At 72.8% G+C, this 17,427-nt stretch carries 13 protein-coding genes; 5 read left to right on the forward strand and 8 right to left on the reverse strand.

All coding sequences use genetic code 11. From position 1 onward, the window contains the following. Positions 1 to 28: 28 nt before the first annotated feature. Positions 29 to 1,366 (forward strand): TRAP transporter large permease subunit, encoded by a 1,338-nt coding sequence (locus tag HD597_RS12315; protein ID WP_253742151.1) that lies wholly within the window; start codon positions 29 to 31, stop codon positions 1,364 to 1,366. A 14-nt stretch (positions 1,367 to 1,380) separates the two neighbouring features. Beyond that, complete coding sequence (locus HD597_RS12320; RefSeq protein WP_253742152.1) at positions 1,381 to 1,608, forward strand: hypothetical protein; 228 nt, start codon at positions 1,381 to 1,383, stop codon at positions 1,606 to 1,608. On the opposite strand, the gene HD597_RS12325 is transcribed toward HD597_RS12320, so the two are convergent. Next, positions 1,605 to 2,243 (reverse strand): TetR/AcrR family transcriptional regulator, encoded by a 639-nt coding sequence (locus tag HD597_RS12325; protein ID WP_253742153.1) that lies wholly within the window; start codon positions 2,241 to 2,243, stop codon positions 1,605 to 1,607. The genes HD597_RS12320 and HD597_RS12325 overlap by 4 nt on opposite strands. Before the next feature lie 96 nt (positions 2,244 to 2,339). Between HD597_RS12325 and HD597_RS12330 the strand changes: the two genes are divergently transcribed. Beyond that, positions 2,340 to 3,125, forward strand: coding sequence for an alpha/beta fold hydrolase (locus HD597_RS12330; protein WP_253742154.1), 786 nt, complete (start codon positions 2,340 to 2,342; stop codon positions 3,123 to 3,125). 108 nt (positions 3,126 to 3,233) lie between these two features. Beyond that, positions 3,234 to 4,421 (forward strand): AI-2E family transporter, encoded by a 1,188-nt coding sequence (locus HD597_RS12335; protein WP_253742155.1) that lies wholly within the window; start codon positions 3,234 to 3,236, stop codon positions 4,419 to 4,421. A gap of 19 nt (positions 4,422 to 4,440) precedes the next feature. On the opposite strand, the gene HD597_RS12340 is transcribed toward HD597_RS12335, so the two are convergent. Together HD597_RS12340 and HD597_RS12345 are read right to left on the reverse strand one after the other, a co-directional pair. After that, the gene (locus tag HD597_RS12340; protein ID WP_253742156.1) at positions 4,441 to 5,613 is read right to left on the reverse strand and encodes an FAD-dependent monooxygenase; all 1,173 of its coding nucleotides are present in this window, start codon (positions 5,611 to 5,613) and stop codon (positions 4,441 to 4,443) included. A 245-nt stretch (positions 5,614 to 5,858) separates the two neighbouring features. Then, on the reverse strand, positions 5,859 to 6,608 hold the full coding sequence (locus tag HD597_RS12345) for a glycoside hydrolase family 25 protein (RefSeq protein ID WP_253742157.1): 750 nt from the start codon (positions 6,606 to 6,608) through the stop codon (positions 5,859 to 5,861). A 68-nt stretch (positions 6,609 to 6,676) separates the two neighbouring features. Between HD597_RS12345 and HD597_RS12350 the strand changes: the two genes are divergently transcribed. Further along, complete coding sequence (locus tag HD597_RS12350) at positions 6,677 to 7,171, forward strand: DUF305 domain-containing protein (RefSeq protein WP_253742158.1); 495 nt, start codon at positions 6,677 to 6,679, stop codon at positions 7,169 to 7,171. A gap of 125 nt (positions 7,172 to 7,296) precedes the next feature. On the opposite strand, the gene HD597_RS12355 is transcribed toward HD597_RS12350, so the two are convergent. The 5 genes from HD597_RS12355 to HD597_RS65775 all read right to left on the reverse strand — a co-directional run bounded on the left by HD597_RS12355 (position 7,297) and on the right by HD597_RS65775 (position 17,411). Further along, a complete protein-coding gene (locus HD597_RS12355; protein ID WP_253742159.1) occupies positions 7,297 to 12,033 on the reverse strand; it encodes a GH92 family glycosyl hydrolase in 4,737 nt (1,578 codons plus the stop codon). Between the two features lie 181 nt (positions 12,034 to 12,214). Then, the gene (locus HD597_RS12360) at positions 12,215 to 13,813 is read right to left on the reverse strand and encodes a phosphodiester glycosidase family protein (RefSeq protein WP_253742160.1); all 1,599 of its coding nucleotides are present in this window, start codon (positions 13,811 to 13,813) and stop codon (positions 12,215 to 12,217) included. Between the two features lie 215 nt (positions 13,814 to 14,028). Beyond that, positions 14,029 to 15,060: a lysylphosphatidylglycerol synthase domain-containing protein gene (locus HD597_RS12365; protein ID WP_253742161.1), complete on the reverse strand. Its 1,032-nt coding sequence runs from the start codon at positions 15,058 to 15,060 to the stop codon at positions 14,029 to 14,031. A gap of 29 nt (positions 15,061 to 15,089) precedes the next feature. After that, positions 15,090 to 16,172: a glycosyltransferase family 2 protein gene (locus HD597_RS12370; protein WP_253742162.1), complete on the reverse strand. Its 1,083-nt coding sequence runs from the start codon at positions 16,170 to 16,172 to the stop codon at positions 15,090 to 15,092. A 33-nt stretch (positions 16,173 to 16,205) separates the two neighbouring features. Beyond that, entirely contained in the window at positions 16,206 to 17,411 is a 1,206-nt protein-coding gene (locus HD597_RS65775; RefSeq protein ID WP_253742163.1) for an endonuclease/exonuclease/phosphatase family protein, read from the reverse strand. Positions 17,412 to 17,427: the final 16 nt, after the last annotated feature.

The raw sequence follows: 17,427 nt of genomic DNA on the forward strand, positions 1-17,427 counted from the left end.
CACAACCCCCCATTGGAGGTCATTCGCCATGGGAATCGCCGTATGGGCGCTCATCGCCTACATCACCATCATCGTCGTCTGGAACGGCGTGCTGAAACGCAACATCGGTGAGGCGATGCTCATCGGTTTCGCGGGCGTGTGCCTCTTCGGCGGCACGAGCTTCCTCGACCTGGCGTGGGCGGGCATCGCCGACGCGATGGCCGAGGAGGTCGTCTTCGCCGCCCTGGCCTTCGTCTTCATGGGCTACCTGCTCACCAGGCTGGGCCTCATCCAGGAGCAGGTCGCCGTACTGAACTCGATCTTCGGAAGGCTGCGCGGCGGCGCGGGGTACGTCTCGACCTCGGCCTCCGCGCTGCTGGGCGGCCCCTCCGGGTCGGGCTCCGGCATCTCCGCCTCCGTCGGCTCCGTCACCATCCCCTGGATGATCCGCTCGAACTGGCGCCCCGACCTGGCCGCCTCGCTGGTGGCGGGCAACGCCGGGCTGGGCATCTCGATCCCGCCGAGCTCGTCGATGTTCCTGCTGCTCGGCTCGGCCGCCGTGGCGCCCGTGCTGACCGCCGACCAGCTCTTCGTGCCCGCCCTCATCGGCGGGTTGTGGACGGTGGCCTACCGCTTCGTGGTGGTGTTCGTGTGGGTGCGCAGGCACGGCATCGCCGCCACCGACGCCGCCGACATCGTGCCGCTGCGGGCCGCGCTGCGCGCCGGGTGGACGTCGCTGCTGGTGTACGCGGGCATCCTCGTGCCGGTGCTGATGACGCTGGACTTCGGGGTGGCGCTGATGGAGTCGCGGGTCGGCGAGGCGGCCGGCGACATCAGCATCATCGTGTGGATCCCGGTGCTGACCGTGCTGGCCACGTTCGCGGTGGCGTGGAAGCGGCTGCCGCGCACCGGCCGCGCCTGGAGCGAGCTGCTCGGCGAGATGGCCCCCAGGTACGCCGTCATCGGCGCGACCCTGTTCTTCGCCTTCGCCGCCGCGGCCAGCCTGGGCGAGCTGGGCCTGGTCGACCAGCTCACCGCGATCCTGCAGGGGCTGGACGCGCCCGCCGTGGTCATCGCCACCCTGGTCGGCCTGCTGCTCGTCGTCATCGCCGCGCCGCTGACCGGCACCGCCACGATCGCCGCCGTCGGCGGGGTGGCGTTCAGCGCGCTGACCGCGGCCGGGGTCGCCCCTGCCGCCGCGGCCACCGCCATCATGATCTTCGCCTCGACCGAGGGTGCGTCCCCGCCGGGAGCGGCCCCGATCTACATCGCCAGCGGCATCGCCCAGGTGGACCCGGCCAGGACGTTCGGCCGGCTGATCGTCTGGTTCGTCATCCCGACCCTGGTCCTCGGCGTGCTGGTCGCCACCGGCGTGCTGCCGATCTGAGAGGAGCCCCCGTCATGAAGAGCCTCACCATGGTCCTGTTCAAGATCGGCCTCGTGCTGTTCCTCGCGCTCGGCGTCGCCCTGGTGCTCACCCAGGCCGTCGGCCTGGCCGCCGGCAGCCCCGGCCTGGTCTCCGGCGCGGTGTCGGCGCTCGGCACGGCGATGACCGTGTCGGCCGGGGTGGCCGGGCTGCTCGGCTTCCTGATGTCGTACCTGTTCCACTGGAAGGCCGGCGAGGACTAGCCGTGCGGCACCCAGCGGACGCCGAGCTCCTCGTCCCGCGGCGCGGGGCCGGGCAGCTCGCGGTGGGCCGGGGGGACGCGCATGGAGTCCATCATCAGCGTCAGGTAACGGTGGCGGAGCTGGGAGGCGCGTTCCTCGCCGCCCAGCTTGATCGAGGCGAGCTGCTCGAACAGCAGCGCGATGTCGGCCACCGTCACGTCCGGCCGCAGCACGCCCGCCGCCACCGCCCGGCCGTGCACCTCGACCGCCAGGGCCGAGGCCCTGGCGGCGAGCGTGTGCAGCTCCTCCGTCGGCGTGAACGTGCCCGCCAGCTTGATCGTCAGCGAGCTGGAGTCGGCGTCCACGATGCCGCGCAGATATCCGGCGAACGCCTCCCACGGGTCCCCGCCGTCGGTCAGCGACCGCTCGCTGACCTCGACGTAGAGCCGTAGCCCGTCGCCGCACAGCTTCTGCAGCAGCGCCTCCTTGCTGGGGTAGCGGCGATACAGCGCGCTGATCCCGACGCCCGCCTTCTCGGCCACGGCCGCGATGGGGGCGCCGGGCTCGGCGGTGAAGACCGCCCGCGCCGCCTGGAGGATCAACTCGTCGTTGCGTGCCGCCTGCGCCTTGCGGCCGCTCATGGGTGCGCTGCTCATACTCCGCATTGTAAGGGAACGTAGGGTTCCGTTCTACTATGACGAGCGGAAGGGAACCAGAAGAAGAGCGTAAGCGCGGCCGCCCACCATGGGCACATGACGAACCACACGAGCGGTTACGCCCCCGTCAACGGCCTGGACATGTACTACGAGGTCCACGGCGCCGGCGACCCGCTGGTCCTCATCCACGGCTCCTTCTCCGGCATCGGCACCTCGTTCGGCATGCTGCTGCCGCACCTGGCCAAGAGCCGTAAGGTGATCGCCGTCGAGATCCAGGGCCACGGCCGCACCGCCGACATCGACCGCCCCCTGTCGCCCCAGCTCCTCGCCGGCGACGTGGCCGCGCTCCTCGGCCACCTCGGCGTCGAGCGGGCCGACCTGCTCGGCTACAGCCTGGGCTCCAGCATCGCCTTCCACGTCGCGCAGGAGCGGCCGGACCTCGTCCGCAAGCTCATCCTGGCCTCGTTCTCCTTCACCCCGGAGGGCCTGCACCCCGGCCTGTCCGAGGGCTTCGGGAGCATCCGGCCCGAGCACCTGCACGGCTCGCCCTTCCACGACGAGTACCTGCAGCTCGCGCCCCGGCCCGAGGACTTCCCCGTGCTGTGCGAGAAGGTGAGCGCCCTCATGCGCGACCTCGTCGAGCCCACGGCCGGGGAGGTGCGCTCGATCGAGGCGCCCACGATGGTGGTCATCGGAGACTCCGACATCATCCGCCCCGAGCACGCCGTGGAGACGTTCCGCCTGCGGGGCGGCGGGGTGGCCGGCGACCAGGCGGGGCTGCCGGCCGCGCGGCTGGCCGTGCTGCCCGGCACCACTCACGTCACGCTCGTGCACCGCGCGGAATGGCTCGCCTCCATGATCGACGACTTCCTCGCCGCCTGAGCCGCCGCCGGGTTCATTCCGATCAAGACTGGGCAGTCCCCTGGTCCACCGCGTACGCTGCGCAGGGCCACGTACCTGTCGCTGATCGCCCCGGCACCGGGAGGGCACATGACGCAGCAGCAAGAGCCCCACGTCGTGCGGGTGCTGCTCTCACCCGCGAACGTGTGGCGGGCCGCGCTCGCCGTCGTCGCGGTCATCGCCGTGGTGCTCTTCGCCCGCTTCGTGCTGGCCGACGCGGGCGGGCTGATCGTCGTGGTGGTGATGGCCTGGTTCATCTCCCTGGCCATGGAGCCCGCCGTGGGCCGGCTGGCCCGCCACATGCGCCGCGGCGCGGCGGCGCTGCTGGTGATGGTGGCGTTCCTGCTCGTCTCGGCGATCTTCCTGTACCTGTTCGGGAGCCTGCTGGCGGAGCAGGTCGCCGTCCTGGTGCGGGAGCTGCCCGACATCCTCACCGGCGCCGTCGCCTGGGTGAACGAGCGGTTCGGCACCAACTACCAGATCGCCGACATCCTCTCCTCGCTCAACCTCACCCCGCAGCAGGCCGCCCAGTACGCCCAGGACGTGCTCGGCAACGTCCTGGGCCTGCTCGGCACCCTCACCGGCGCGATCGTCAACCTGTTCACGCTGCTGCTGCTGATCTTCTACCTCTCCGCCGACGGGCCCCGGCTGCGCGTGTGGCTCGCCCGGCTCATGCCCGCGAACCTCCAGCGCGTCTTCCTCACCGTCTGGGACGTGTCGCTGGTCAAGACCGGCGGGTACGTGTGGGCCAGGCTCCTGCTGGCCACCGTCAACGCCGTCGCGTCCACCGTGGTGTTCCTGGCGCTCGGCATGCCGTCGTGGCTCGCGCTCGGGCTGTGGACGGGGCTGGTGGCGCAGTTCGTGCCCACCATCGGCACCTACATCGCCATCGTGCTGCCCGTCGTGGTCGGGCTCGTGTCGCCCCGGCCGTGGATCGGGCTGGCCGCGCTCGGCTGGGGCGTGCTGTACCAGCAGGTGGAGAACCTGACGCTGGAGCCGCGGATCAGCGGCAGGTCGGTGGACATCCATCCCGGGGTGGCGTTCGCGGGCGTGATCCTGGGGGCGTCGCTGTTCGGGGCGGTGGGGGCGCTGCTGGCCGTGCCGGTGGTGGCCATGCTGCTCTCGCTGATCGACACGTTCATCGCCCGGCAGGAGCTGGTCCAGTCCGTTCCCCCAGGTCAGGCCGCCGCGGCCGATCACCACACCGCCGCGCCGCCGCCGGGCGGCGTGCCACCGCCCGAGCCGGGAGCGGAGCGCGGGCGCGCCACGCCCGGCTGAGCCGTCGTGAGGCGCGGTCTCAGCCCCGCCTGAACAGCCGCGAGCCGAGCCCGGAGATCGTGGCGGCGGTGCTGCCGACCCAGTAGTACAGGCGCGGCGGCACATGCGGGAGCAGCGCGGAGTGCCGCTGGTTCAGCAGCGCGATCATCTCCCTGGGCGGCCGGTCGACGTACCTGGGGACGTGCTCGTACCACTGGGAGCTGCGCCGGGCCGCCCGCTGGGAGGGCCGGATCGCGGTCATGCGCTCGTGTTCGTACCCGGCCAGGGCGTCCTCCAGCTCCGGCTCCGCGTGCAGCGCGTCCACCAGGTAGGCGGCATCGCCCAGCGCCAGCGCGGTGCCGGCGCCGATCGAGTAGTGGGTGGTGTGCGCGGAGTCCCCGAGCAGGACGAGGTTGCCGCGGTGCCAGGTGCGGTTGGTCAGGGTGCGGAAGTGCTGCCAGTGCGGGCCGCCGTCGGCCTGCGTGCGGCCGATCAGCGCATGCCCGTCCAGCACCTCCGCGAAGAGCTTCTCCAGGTGGGCCAGGCCGTCGGCCTCGTTCGCCACGTCGAGCTCGAGCCCCCGCCACGTGTCGGGCGCGCACTCGACGATGAACGTGCTGTGCTCCCCGCTGTACGGATAGCCGTAGCACCAGATCCAGCCGTGCTCCGTCTCGACGAAGGCGAAGGTGAAGGAGTCGAGCACCTTGGTGGTGCCGAGCCACACGTACGGGTTGCGCCCGACCGCGACCTCGGTGCCGAAGTGCTCGGCGTGCCGCTCGCGCAGCCGGCTGTTGACGCCGTCCCCGGCCACGATCAGGTCGGCGTCGGCCACGTCCTCCTCGGCGGCGATCTCGTGCTCGTACTCGACGCGCACGCCGAGGGACTCGGCCCGCTCGGCGAGGATGGCGAGCAGCCGCCGCCGGCTGATGCCGAACCCCTTGTCGCCGTGCCCCACCGTGACGGTGGCGCGCTCGTGCAGGTGCACGACCCAGCTGTCCCAGCGGGCCGAGCTCGCGCTGATCTCGCGGGCCGACTCGGGATCGACGTCGTGCAGGTAGCCGAACAGTTCGTCCCAGTACGTCACGCCCCAGCCGTACGTCGAGCCGGCCGGGTTGCGTTCGTACACGGTGATGTCGTGGGCGGGGTCCACCCGTTTCATCAGGATCGAGAAGTACAGGCTGGCGGGCCCGCCGCCGACGCACGCGACCTTCACAAGAGCTCCCCGCTATACGAAAAGTGAGCAATCTATAACGGAGAGTAGCAGTCGGTAGTGTTGCGGCAGTGGAGGGCATCGCGTGTCGCCCGCTCGTCCGGCGCCACGTGCTGCTCGAAGCGGTCGCCGGGCAGCCGCTCGGTGCAGGCGGCGCGGGCGGTCACCCGGGCACGGGTGCCGGAGAGCGCGACGTGGCCGCCATGATCGCGGTCTACCCGATGACGGCTCCTTGGGCGGCGAGCGCGTCAGGGGGCGAGGTTGGCCAGGCGTTCGAGGGCCGCCAGGTCGCCCGCGAACACGTTCTCGTCCACGTCGTGGTCCGGCAGCCCCGCCACCCTGGCGGAGCTGGTGAACTGCCAGAAGTCCCAGCCCGTCGCGCCGGGGAGAGGCGCCGGCGGGGTCCGGCCGTAGCGGGCCAGCCGGACGCGGTGCCGTCCGAGCGCGGTGCTGCCCGCCATGCACCGGTCGACGAAGCTCCTCTGCGTGTACACGGTGGGCGCGACGCCGGTCACGCTCTCGACCCGGCCGATGAAGGCCAGCACCCGCTTGACCAGGACGGCGGGCTCGGCGCCGCACGCGCCCTCCACGTCCACCTCCAGCGGCAGCTCGTACGGATGAGTGCCGTCGAGGCCGTGCCCGCGCACCGTGCTCAGGAAGTGATCGGCCTGCGCGACGCCGTCCTGGTGGTGCAGGAAGTAGTGGTAGGCGGTGCGGATCAGCCGCACGCGGCGCGCGCCGGCCAGATCGCGGGCGAACCAGGGGTTCACCCACTTGCTCCGATGGCCCTCGGTGGCCTTGATGGAGACGAACTTCTGCCCGCTCGCCGCCAGCGCCCGCCAGTCGATCGGCTGCTCCCCCGGATGGTTGTGCCCGGAGATGTCGATGCCGTGCACGGCGTAGCCCCCGGGCCCGGTCGTGGCCCGGGCGGGGGAGGCGGGCAGGAGCGCCCCGGTGAGGAGGATCGGCAGGATCGCGCCCCGCCAGAGAGGTGACATCGGGCAATCATATGGCTACAGAGAGTGTCCGGCCGAACCGCCGGAAGGTGGCGTGCGTACCTCACCACATGCGGTGGAAGACGGCAAGGGTGGCGCTGCTCGGCCTGCTGCTGGCGGCGGGCTGCGCCGCGGCGGCGGAGACGGAGAAGGCGTACGCGCAGGCGGACGTGACCTTCAACCAGGAGATGATCACGCATCACCAGCAGACGATCCAGCTCGCCGAGGCGGCGGCCGGGCGGGCGGGCAGCTCGTACGTGCGCGACCTCGCCGGGAAGCTCATCCCGGAGGAGCGGGCGGACATCGCGATGATGGAGTCCTGGCTGCGGTCCTGGAACGAGACGGTGCCGGTGAAACCGGTCGCCGCCATGGGGGCGGACCTGCCCGAGGGCGACGCCTTCGACGGCGCGTGGCTCAGGGCGCTGTCGGAGCACCTGCACCACGGCGTGATGATGGCCGAGACCGTGCGGAAGTCCGGCAGGCACGGGCCCACGCTGGAGCTGGCCGGGAAGATCATCCAGGTGCAGAACGCGGAGCTGAAGGAGATCGGCGAGCGGCTGGCATGACCGCACGCGCGGTGCCGCCCTTGGGCCACGAGAGCGCCCAGGGCAACATCAGGCCAGGTGGCCGGGCGCCTTGAGGGGCACCCGGCCGGGCGCTACAAGGGTCAGCCGGCCGGGCGCCGTAGGGGTCAGCCGGCCGGGCGTTGCACCTCCAGGCGTACTCTGGCCAGCCAGGCGCCCCAGCCGTCCTGCGGCCGGCTGTCCGCGAGGCGCAGGTAGAACGTGCGCCCGCCGCCGACCTCGACGGTCCGCTGCTGCCGGTTGGACAGGTCGCGCACGTTCGCGTCCTCCCGCAGCACCGTCCGCCAGCTCTGGTTGTCAGGCGAGACCTGCACCAGGAACTGGTTGCCGATGTCCAGCGTCAGCGAGCCCGCGCTCGCCCCGGCCGGCAGCTCGAACCGGTAGACGGCGTGGCTGTCGCCGTCGGTGAAGCGGGCCCGCCCGTCGTGGACCGTGCCGTCGAGCTGCGAGCCGTCCTCGTCGAACAGCCAGGGCTCCTCGGCCGGGGTGCCGGGCGTGAACTCCACGGTGTCGCCCACCACCGTGACCGCCACCTGCCCGCTCGTCGTGCCCAGCCCGGAGACCGCCGACAGCCGTACCGGATGGCTGCCGGGAGCCGCCGCGGCCGGCACCGTCACCTGGAACGGCACCACCTGCGACGCGCCGGCCGCGAGCGGCCCGAACGGGGCGGAGCCCGGCTGGACGGCCCAGCCCTGCGGCCCCGTCGCGGTCAGCTCGCCGCCGGCGGGCCGATCGGCGTGGTTGGCCACCGTCACCGGCAGCGTCACGGTCTCCCCGGGCGCGGCGAACGCCCCCTCGGCATCGACGACCAGCGGAGACGTCTCCGCCCGCGCCGGGGCGAGCAGCTCGATCTCGGCCAGCGACGCCCCGCCGGCGCCGGTGAACCTGACCCGGTAGTGCTCGTACGCCCCCGGCTTGGCGATCCTGAACGGCCGGGTCTGCAACCGCCACGGGAAGCTCTCGCCGGATCGCTCGTCGAGCACCTGCCACGCCTGGCCGTCCTTGGAGCCCTCCAGCACCCAGCCCGCCGGGTCCTGGCCCTCCTGCGCGCCCGAGGTGAGCGTGTAGAAGCTCACCCGCCGCTCGGCGGGCAGGTCGTAGCGGACCCACTCGGGCAGCGCCGCCCGGGTGGCCGAGCTGTCGTCGAACAGCGCGCCCACGTCGGCGCCGCCCGCGCCGGACGCCGTGCCGCGGCCCGGGCCCGTGACGTCGCGCAGCGGCGCGGGGACGCGGTCGTCGCGGGTGATCGAGGGCGGCGCGGCGTCGGGGCCGGTGCCCCATCGCGACGGCCTCGGCCCCATCTCGAACACCAGCTCGCCGCCTTCGGCGATCAGGTCGTGCGGCAGGTACGTCCTGCCGTACGGCCTGCCGTTGATTTTCAGCCCCTGCACGTAGACGTTGCGCTCGCTGTTGCCCGGCGCCCTGACGACCAGCTTCCTGCCGTTCTCCAGCCGCACCGTCGCCTTCTCGAACAGCGGCGAGCCGATCGCGTAGTACGGGCTGCCCATCTGCAGCGGGTAGAAGCCCAGCGCGCCGAACACCTGCCACGCCGACATCTCCCCGTTGTCCTCGTCGCCCGGGTAGCCCTGGCCGATCTCGCTGCCCAGGTACAGCCGCGACAGCGCCTCGCGCACCCTGGCCTGCGTCTTCCACGGCTGGCCGGCGTAGTCGTACATGTAGGCGATGTGGTGCGAGGGCTGGTTGCTGTGCCCGTACTGGCCCATGCGCACGTCCCTGGCCTCGCGCATCTCGTGGATGACGCCGCCGTACGAGCCGGGGAACAGCGCCGTCTCCTGCGTGGCGAAGAACGTGTCCAGCTTGTCCGCCAGCCTGCCGGCGCCGCCGTACAGGTTGGCCAGGCCGCGGCCGTCCTGGGGGACGTGGAAGGCCATGTTCCAGCCGTTCGTCTCGGTGTAGTCGAAGCCCCACGTACGCGGGTCGTACGCGCCCGGCTTGCGGCGGAACGACCCGTCGGCGTTCCTGCCCTGGAAGAAGCCCGTCGCCGGGTCGAACAGGTGCACGTAGTTGAGCGCCCGGTCCCGGAAGTATTCGTACTCCTCCAGGTAGCGGGCCCGTTTCGCGCCCGTGGAGCGCCCGGCCAGGGCCCTGGCCATGTTCGCGATGCCGAAGTCGTTGATGTAGCCGTCCATCGCCCACGACATCGCCTCGCCGGTGGACTGGACGGTCGTGTACCCGAGGAACGCGGACGTGGCCAGGCCCTTGCGGCCCACGTTCCGGCTGGGCGGCACGACCGTGGCGTTCTTGACCGCGGCGGCGTACGCGGCCTCGGCGTCGAACCCCGGCACCCCCTTCAGGTACGCGTCGGCGAAGGCCACGTCGGAGCTGGTGCCGACCATCAGGTCGGCGTACCCCGGCGACGACCAGCGCGAGATCCAGCCGCCGTCCAGGTACTGCTGGACGAACCCGGCCGCCATCTCACCGGCGGCCCGCGGCGTGAGCAGCGCGTACGCCGGCCACGTCGTCCGGTAGGTGTCCCAGAAGCCGTTGTTGACGTACACCTTCCCGTCCGCCACCCGCGCGCCCGTCTCGGCCGGCGTGCTGGGCGGGGTGGCGGTCGCCGACTGCACGGCGTGCCGGTACACCGGCGCGGCGGCCGTGCCGGTGTTCTCGAAGCCCGAGTTCGGATACAGGAACAGCCGGTACAGGTTGGAGTAGAGCGTGACGAGCTGGTCCCTGCTCGCCCCCTCCACCTCGATGACGCCGAGCTTGGCGTCCCACGCCCGGCGCGCCCGCTCGCTGACCGACTCCAGCGTGTCGGAGGCGGCGATCTCCAGCTCCAGGTTCCTGCGCGCCTGCTCCACGCTGATCAGCGAGGAGGCGATGCGCATGGACACCGTGCGCGACGGGCCGGCGTCGAAGGCGAGGTAGCCGAGCACGTTGTCGCGGCCCTGCCCGGTGAGCCTGCCGCCGCCGGTGACCGGGCGGTCGAAGACGGCGTGGAAGAACATCCGGGTGGCGCCCGTGGACAGGTCGCTGCGTACGTCGGAGTAGCCGGTGACCACCCCGGCGGCGACGTCGAGCGTGAGGCCGCCGCTGTTGTTCACGTTGTCGAAGATCAGTTTCGCCGAGGAGCCCGGGAACGTGAAGCGGGCCAGCGCCGCGTGGTCGGCCGGGGCGAGCTCGGTCGTGATCCCGTTGTCGAACGTGACCGCGTACAGGTGCGGGCGCGCGACCTCGCGCTCGTGCCGGAAGGGCAGCGCGCGGGCGGTGCGCGACGGGTCCGGCGCGCCCTCGGCCGCCGACGGCATGAACTGGAACGTCTGCCGGTCGCCCATCCACGGGCTCGGCTCGTGGCTGGCGGTGAACGCCTGGATCTCCGGCTGGTTGGCGGCGTTGTTGGCGCGGTGGTACTCGTACAGCCAGCTCGTCGAGCCCGCGTCGGTCATCGGGGTCCAGAAGTTGAACCCGTGCGGGACCGCGGTGGCCGGGAAGTTGTTGCCCCGGGAGAAGCCGCCGGTGGAGTGCGTTCCCCGGGTGGTGACCACGTGGTCGGAGAGGCTTCTGTGCGGCGCGCGCCCCTCGTACGGCTGCCGCCTGCGCTCGGAGACGATCCTGATGTCGTCCACCCAGCCCCGGAACCCGGCCATGCCCGCCGGGCTGTCGTAGGACACCAGGATGCGGGTGATCCGCTTGCCCCTGGCCACCCGGCCGATCTCGGCGCGCTTGAAGTTCCACTGGCCGGCGTAGAGGGTCCTGGACTCGCCCTGCTGCCGCGCGGCCAGCCGGACGCCGTGCTGGTCCACCGCCTTCAGGTCGCTCAGGCGGGTGCCGTCGTCGAAGGCCAGGTCCACCGAGACGTACGTGCTGGGATAGCGCAGGTCGGCCGCCGTGAACTCGGGGAAGACCAGGTACGACAGCTCCGTGGTGGACGTCACCGGCAGGTCCACCTCGAACACCTTGTTCAGGGAACGGCCGCCGGACGCGGAGGTGGTGGCGCCCGCGTACTGCAGGGCCCGCAGCCCCGTGAAGCCGGCGCGCGGCTTGGAGACGTATCCGCCCGTCGGGCCCGTGCCCACCTGGCTGCGCATGTCGCTGGGCGGGCGGGGGCCGCTGCCGCCGTCCGACAGCTCCCACTCGGCGAGCTGCAGGGTCGAGCCTTCGCCGATGCGGGTGACGTTCAGCCGGTAGTGGGCGTACGCGGTGGTGTTGCCGAAGCGGTACTCCTTGCGCTGGTGGCGGGCGGTGAAGGTCTCGCCGGCGCGGGCGTCGAGGGTGGTCCAGGCCTGGCCGTCGTGCGAGCCCTGCAGCTCCCAGTCGCGCGGGTCGCGCTCGGGGGCGTCGTCGGCGGAGGTCAGCGCGTAGTGCACGACCGCGACGGGCTCGGACAGGTCGTACCGCGCCCAGCCGGTGCCGGTGAACACCAGCCACTTGGTGTTGGCGTCGGTGTCGGCCAGGTTCTCCTTCACCTCGCCCGCGGCCGCGTGCTCGCCGCTCGCCCGCACCTGGGCGATCTTGTCGGTGACGCTGCCCTCGATGCCGCCGGGCAGGGTCCCGGTGACGTTCTGGGCCTTCTCGGCGGTGTTGAGCCAGGTCGGCTGCGGGTCGCCGTCCTCGAAGGAGGTGGCGAAGGCCGCGCCTTCCGCTCTGGCCAGTTCCTGGCCGTCACGCGCGGCCCTGCGCGCCTCACCGGCGGGCGGAGCCGGCTCGGCCGCTTCCGGGCCGGGCGGCGGGCTGTAGGACGGGCCGGGGGAGGGGGTGCCCGAAGGGCCTGGGTTGGGAATGGGCTCCGGACCTTTCTGCGCGGTGAGTGCGGCGGTGGCGGGAGCCGCGAGGGCGAGGGCGAGGAGAGGGGATAAGAGTGCTGTCAGGACGGATCGCTTCATCGGGGACCTTTCCGCAGGTCGGCAGGCCAGTACCAATAATCTGACAACGTTGTCAACCCCGATCTGGTACGAAAGTTTCACCCGGGGGACCCGCTGTCAAGACAGCGCTGTCATGCAACGCGAAGGGAGGACCCCGCTCACAGCAAGGTCCTCCAGCGTGCGGCCTGCCGGCCCTGTGCGGTTACGGCCTGACCAGGATGACGTTCCCCAGGGACCGCTGGCCCGCCGCGTCCGACGGCCTGTTCACGATCCCGCCGCCCGACGTGACCATGACACTCGACCCGCCACCGTCGAGGTTCATCGCCTCCCGGGCCCCGAGCAGCTTCATCAGCTCGGCCGTCTGCGCCACCCCGAGCCCTTCGCTGTACCCGTCCTGCCGCCCGTCCACGACCACCAGCATGAGCCGCCCCCGGGAGTCCATCCCGATCATGGAGCGGGGGTTGGCGCGGACGGTCCAGTTGTAGGTGAACGTCTGATCGCTGCCCTCCCGGATCACGCCGTCGGCCGCCGCGTTCACCGACACCCGGCCGTCCCGTACGAGGGAGGGGCCGACCTGGAGGATCGTGGTGTCGGGGGTCAGCGCCACCCGCCGGCCCCTGCCGTCCTCGACGCGCTCGCTCACCTTGAGCCGCTCGCCCGCCTCGGCGTGCTCCAGCAGCCATGCCGCGCTGTCGCCGATGGCCTGGACGACGGAGCCGCCGGCGGGCACGGCGGTGCCGCGCGAGGGGTTCACCGCGGTGACCGTGCCGCGGGCGTCCAGCACGGCCTCGGCTCCCGCGCCGGCGGGCGGCGTGCCCCACTCGGGGGTGAACAGCACGAGCTCGCTCGCGTCCGTGCACTTGAGGTCGTGCTGCGGCTTCTCGGTGGGCAGGTCGCCGCCCACTCCGCCGCAGTTCCAGATCTCGCCGGGCACCCGGTTCACGCCGTCGATCTCGACGCTGTCCCGGCCGGCCCGCAGGGTGACGCGGGCCGTGTACGTGTCCACGTCCACCGCGCGCCCACCCTTGGTGATCTTGATCCCGGCGCGGCCCTGGGTGGCGGAGCCGATCAGCCTGCCGTCCTTGACGTACATGCCGCCCGGCGCGCTGTTGTAGAACCACTGCGCGTTGATCCCGGCCAGCGCGCCCGCCGCGGCGGCCAGGTCGGTCAGCTTCTCCGTGCCGTTCAGCGTGGCGCCGAAGTCGGTGCCGACCGTGCCGCGGAACTGCCGGAAGTCCACCCGGAGCACGTGCACCTTCTGCGGGGCCCCCGGGTCGGTGCCGTCCTGGGCGGTGTAGCGGGTGCCGCCCGCGAAGCCGGCCGCCCTGATCGCCGACAGCGCGGTGGCGGCCTCGGCGCTGGTGGCGTACTGACCGACGCGGACGGTCCAGCCGAGCGTCCCGGCGGGGCGGTCGGCGAACGCGGCCGTGGTGACCTCCTCGGTGCGCGGCTCGAAGCCCTTCTCCCGCACCGCCGCCGCCACCCGGTCGGCGATCTCCCTCGCGCCCAGGGCGGTGCCGGCCGTGTTGAGCGGCCCGTCGATCGTGCCCGGCAGGTACACGTGCACGGTCCAGTGGTCGCCGGCGTCCTTGGCGCCGAGCGACATCGAGGTCAGGGTCACGCCGGGCGCCACCGTCGTGGTCACCGGCGGGGCGCTCAGCGGCAGCTTCCCGCCGAAGAAGGAGCCGGGCGGCGTGGCCGCCGCTGTGGCCGCCGCTGTGGCCGCCGCTGTGGCCGGCGTCGCGCCCGCGGCCAGCAGGGTCACGGCCGCCGCGACGGCGGAGAGGGTGTTGCGGTGCATGTACGTCCTCGGTCCAAGTGCGATCTGTCTGCCAGGGCAGTCAAGGGCCCGCCGATGAACGGCGGGCGCTGCCCGCGAAGCACCCAGGTGAACAGCATCGGAGATCACGACCTGTTCGGCCGGCATGCTGTACGCGGCGGAGGCCGGTGCGCGGCACGCGGCTGGAGGCGGGCGCGCGACCGCGGCGGAAGCCGGCGCGCGGCACGTTCCGGCGATCACCCGCCGCCGTGCCGGGGCGACACCGCGGGCAGGGGCGCCTCCTGCGGATCGGCCCGGCCGCGGCGGACGAGGTACTCGGCGATCGCGAGGGCGGCCGCGCCGAGCAGCACCTCGCTGACGGTGGAGACCAGCCGGCTGGCCAGGGCCACCACCGCGGCGGCCGGGGTGGGCAGCACCACGCTCAGCGCGGCCGTGAGCACCGCCTCCCGGACGCCGATCCCGTCCGGGATGAACACGGCCGCGATGCCCACCGAGGTGGCGAGCGTGAACGCGCCGACGCACAGCAGCAGGGACCGGGACGCGGGCGCGCCCATCGCGATGGCCAGCGGCCACAGGTGCAGCCCCGTGACCACCCACGACAGGCTCTGCCAGGTGACCGCGAGCCGCACCCCCCGCACGGAGGCGGCCCGGGCCGCCGCGGGCCGGCGCAGCAGCCGCAGCAGCAGCGCGGAGCTCTGGTTGACGAGTTGCGGGCGCACCAGGACGAGCACGATCAGCACGGCGGCCACGGCCAGCCACGCCGCTCGCGCCCCCAGCATCTGCACCCCCGCCAGCAGCCCGACCGTGAACCCGCTCAGCAGCACCAGGCTCATGACGAGCGCCGCCGTGGTCATCAGCCTGCCGAAGGTGATGCCGTTGACCGTGGCGACCTTGGCGGTGGCGATCATGCCGGGCACCCGTCCGGGCAGGTACTTGGACAGGAAGCCGACGAAGAAGATCCGCACCACCCGCGGACCGCTGACCGGCGGGCCCAGCTCCAGCAGCACGACGCGCCAGGCGAGGAACCCGAGCGACAGCCCCGCCGTGCTCGCCAGCAGCGAGCCGCCGAGCAGCAGGGCGATCTCACCGGCGTCGCGCCGGGTGAACAGGATGCCGACCACGCTCCAGTCCAGCCGCGACATCGTCCAGACGATCGCGGCCAGGACGGCGACGGCGAACGCGGCGGCCAGCGCCCGCGCCAGCGGACGAGGCAGGCGCGGCAGGCGCGGCAGGCGCGGGAGGTGGGGCGGGCGCGGCAGGCCGGGCATCCTGAGACGGCGGGACGGGCCGGCCGGTCTCACTCGCGCGCCCCGGCCGACGGCACCGGGGACGGGCCCGTCCTGATCGGCTCGCCCCGCCGGCGGCCCAGCTCGTAGGCGACGCGCAGCAGCCCCACGCACGCGCCCAGGAAGAAGGCCGCGTGGAAGCAGAGCTGCATCCAGGCCACCCACGCGGCGAAGCGCACGCCCCGGTGGCGGCGGGCGAAGCCGATGAACACCCGGTTCCTGAACAGGAACACCGCCAGCGCCGCCGCCGGCACGGCCAGGAGCCAGGGGCTGAGCAGCGCGAGCGGCAGGGTGAGGAACGTGGCCGTCGCCGAGGCGGAGGAGAGCCGGGGCCCCTTGCGGCGCTTGTGCCGGCCCGTCCCGATCATGTCGAGCTGGAAGCCGGCCCTGTCCTCACCGCGGAGCCGCCGCGCCCGCACCATGATCACCGGCAGGGTCGTGGACCGCACGAAGCGCTCCGCCAGGCACCCCCAGAACCGGTCCTCGTCGTCGGCCCTGGTGACCACGGAGGTGGTCACGACCCGCCGGTAACGGGCCGGGATGCGGGTGCCGAACTCGAAGTCCTCGCCGTCGCGCAGCCGTTCGTCCAGCCCGCCCGCCTCCGCGAAGACGTGGCGCGGGATCAGCGTGCAGGACAGGAACGTCGCCGTCGTCCGGCTGCGCTCGTAGTGCTCGCACAGGACGCGGTAGCGCTCGACGGGCCCGTCGTCGTACAGCGGCTCGATGTCGTAGATTCCCTGGACCATGCCGCAGTCCGGCGTCTGGCGGTACGCCTCGACCGCGTTCCGGATCGCGTCGGGGGCCAGCGCCGTGTCGGAGTCGACGAAGAACAGCAGCGGTGCCGAGCTGCTCGCCACCCCGAGGTTGCGCGCGCCCGCCGGCCCCTGGTTGCGCGGCGACTGCACGATCGCGCACGGGAACCGCCGGGCGATCTCCAGCGAGCCGTCGGTGCTGACGTCGTCGACGACGACGACCTCGGCCGGCCGGTACGTCTGCGCGTACACCGACTCCAGGCACGCCCGCAGGGTCTTGCGCTTGTTGTAGTTCGGCACGATGACCGCGACGTCACCGCGCCAGGCCACCTCGTCGGGCATGGGTCGTTCCTTTCGTCGGTGGAGCCGCGCCGGTCAGGACACCGACACGACCATGCGCTGGGCCCGATGGTCGGACAGCCCCTCGGCGCCGGGCAGCTCGTAGCTGTGCACGGTCACGTCGGCGCTGGTGTAGAGCCAGTCGATCCGCCACAGCTCGGCGGTCCCGGCCAGGTAGGTCGCCGGATACAGGGACGAGAGCGCGGGCGTCCGGTCGATCAGCCGCTCGGGCAGCAGGCGGCGGACGCCCATCGCCGGGGAGGTGTTCAGGTCGCCGGCGAGCACGACGGGATGGGGGTTGGCCGCGACGTCCGCGCCGATGGCCCGGAAGCTCGCCTCCCGCCGCAGGGTCGCGCCGGCGGCGGCGTCACGGGACCCGGCGTCGTACAGCCGCCATTCGAGCGGCGGCTGTGAGACCTGGGCGGCGTAGAAGGAGACGATCGTGCCGTTGACGTCGAGGTCGGTGCGCAGCGTCTCGACCGTGTAGCCCTCCGGCCAGTCGCGCAGCGCCCCGGGGATCTCCCTCTGGTCCGGCGGCAGCCACGGGCGCAGGTCCAGGCCGCGGTGCCCGATGATCGGGAACCGCGAGAGCGTGATCTGCTCGCCGGACGCCGCCACGTCGTAGCCGGGGAACTCGCGGCGCAGCTCGGCCAGCTTGTCGATGCGCATCGCCAGGTCGGCGGTCCAGCGCCCGGAGCGCGGGTCGCCGGCCCGGGTGTCCACGTACAGGTACTCCGTCAGCAGGTAGACGTCGGCGTCCAGCGCGTGCAGGTAGGCGTAGAACCCGGGGGAGTACCGGTCGCCGCCGGCGGTGACCCAGTCCTGGTCCCAGAACTGGGTGTTCCAGGCGGCCACGGTGACGGCTCCGGGGCCCGCGGGCGGCGGGGTGTGCCAGAGGGTGGCGTAGTTGATCCCGCTGTGCCCGGCGCCCAGCACCGCGGTGACCACCAGCAGCGGGACGACGCGCCGGCGCACCGGGCGGGCGAGCGGCGCCACGATCAGCAGCAGCGCGGGGACCAGCAGGAACAGCAGCGGCGGGACCAGCTCCAGCGGGGCCCACAGGTGGGTGCGCCCGCTGGCCGCCAGGTGGCAGAGCACGAAGAGCAGCCACGCCACCGCGGCGGTCACGACCAGCCTGGTGCCCCAGCACCAGCGCCTGCGCGGGCGGGCGAACCGCCTGACCCGCTCCGCGAAGGATCTTTCCGGCCGGGGAGTGGTGGCGGCCAGATGCTGCTCGATCACGGCGCCGAACGTACCG

Origin of the sequence: Nonomuraea thailandensis (assembly GCF_024172165.1) — a bacterium.
GTDB classification, from domain to species: Bacteria; Actinomycetota; Actinomycetes; order Streptosporangiales; family Streptosporangiaceae; genus Nonomuraea; species Nonomuraea thailandensis.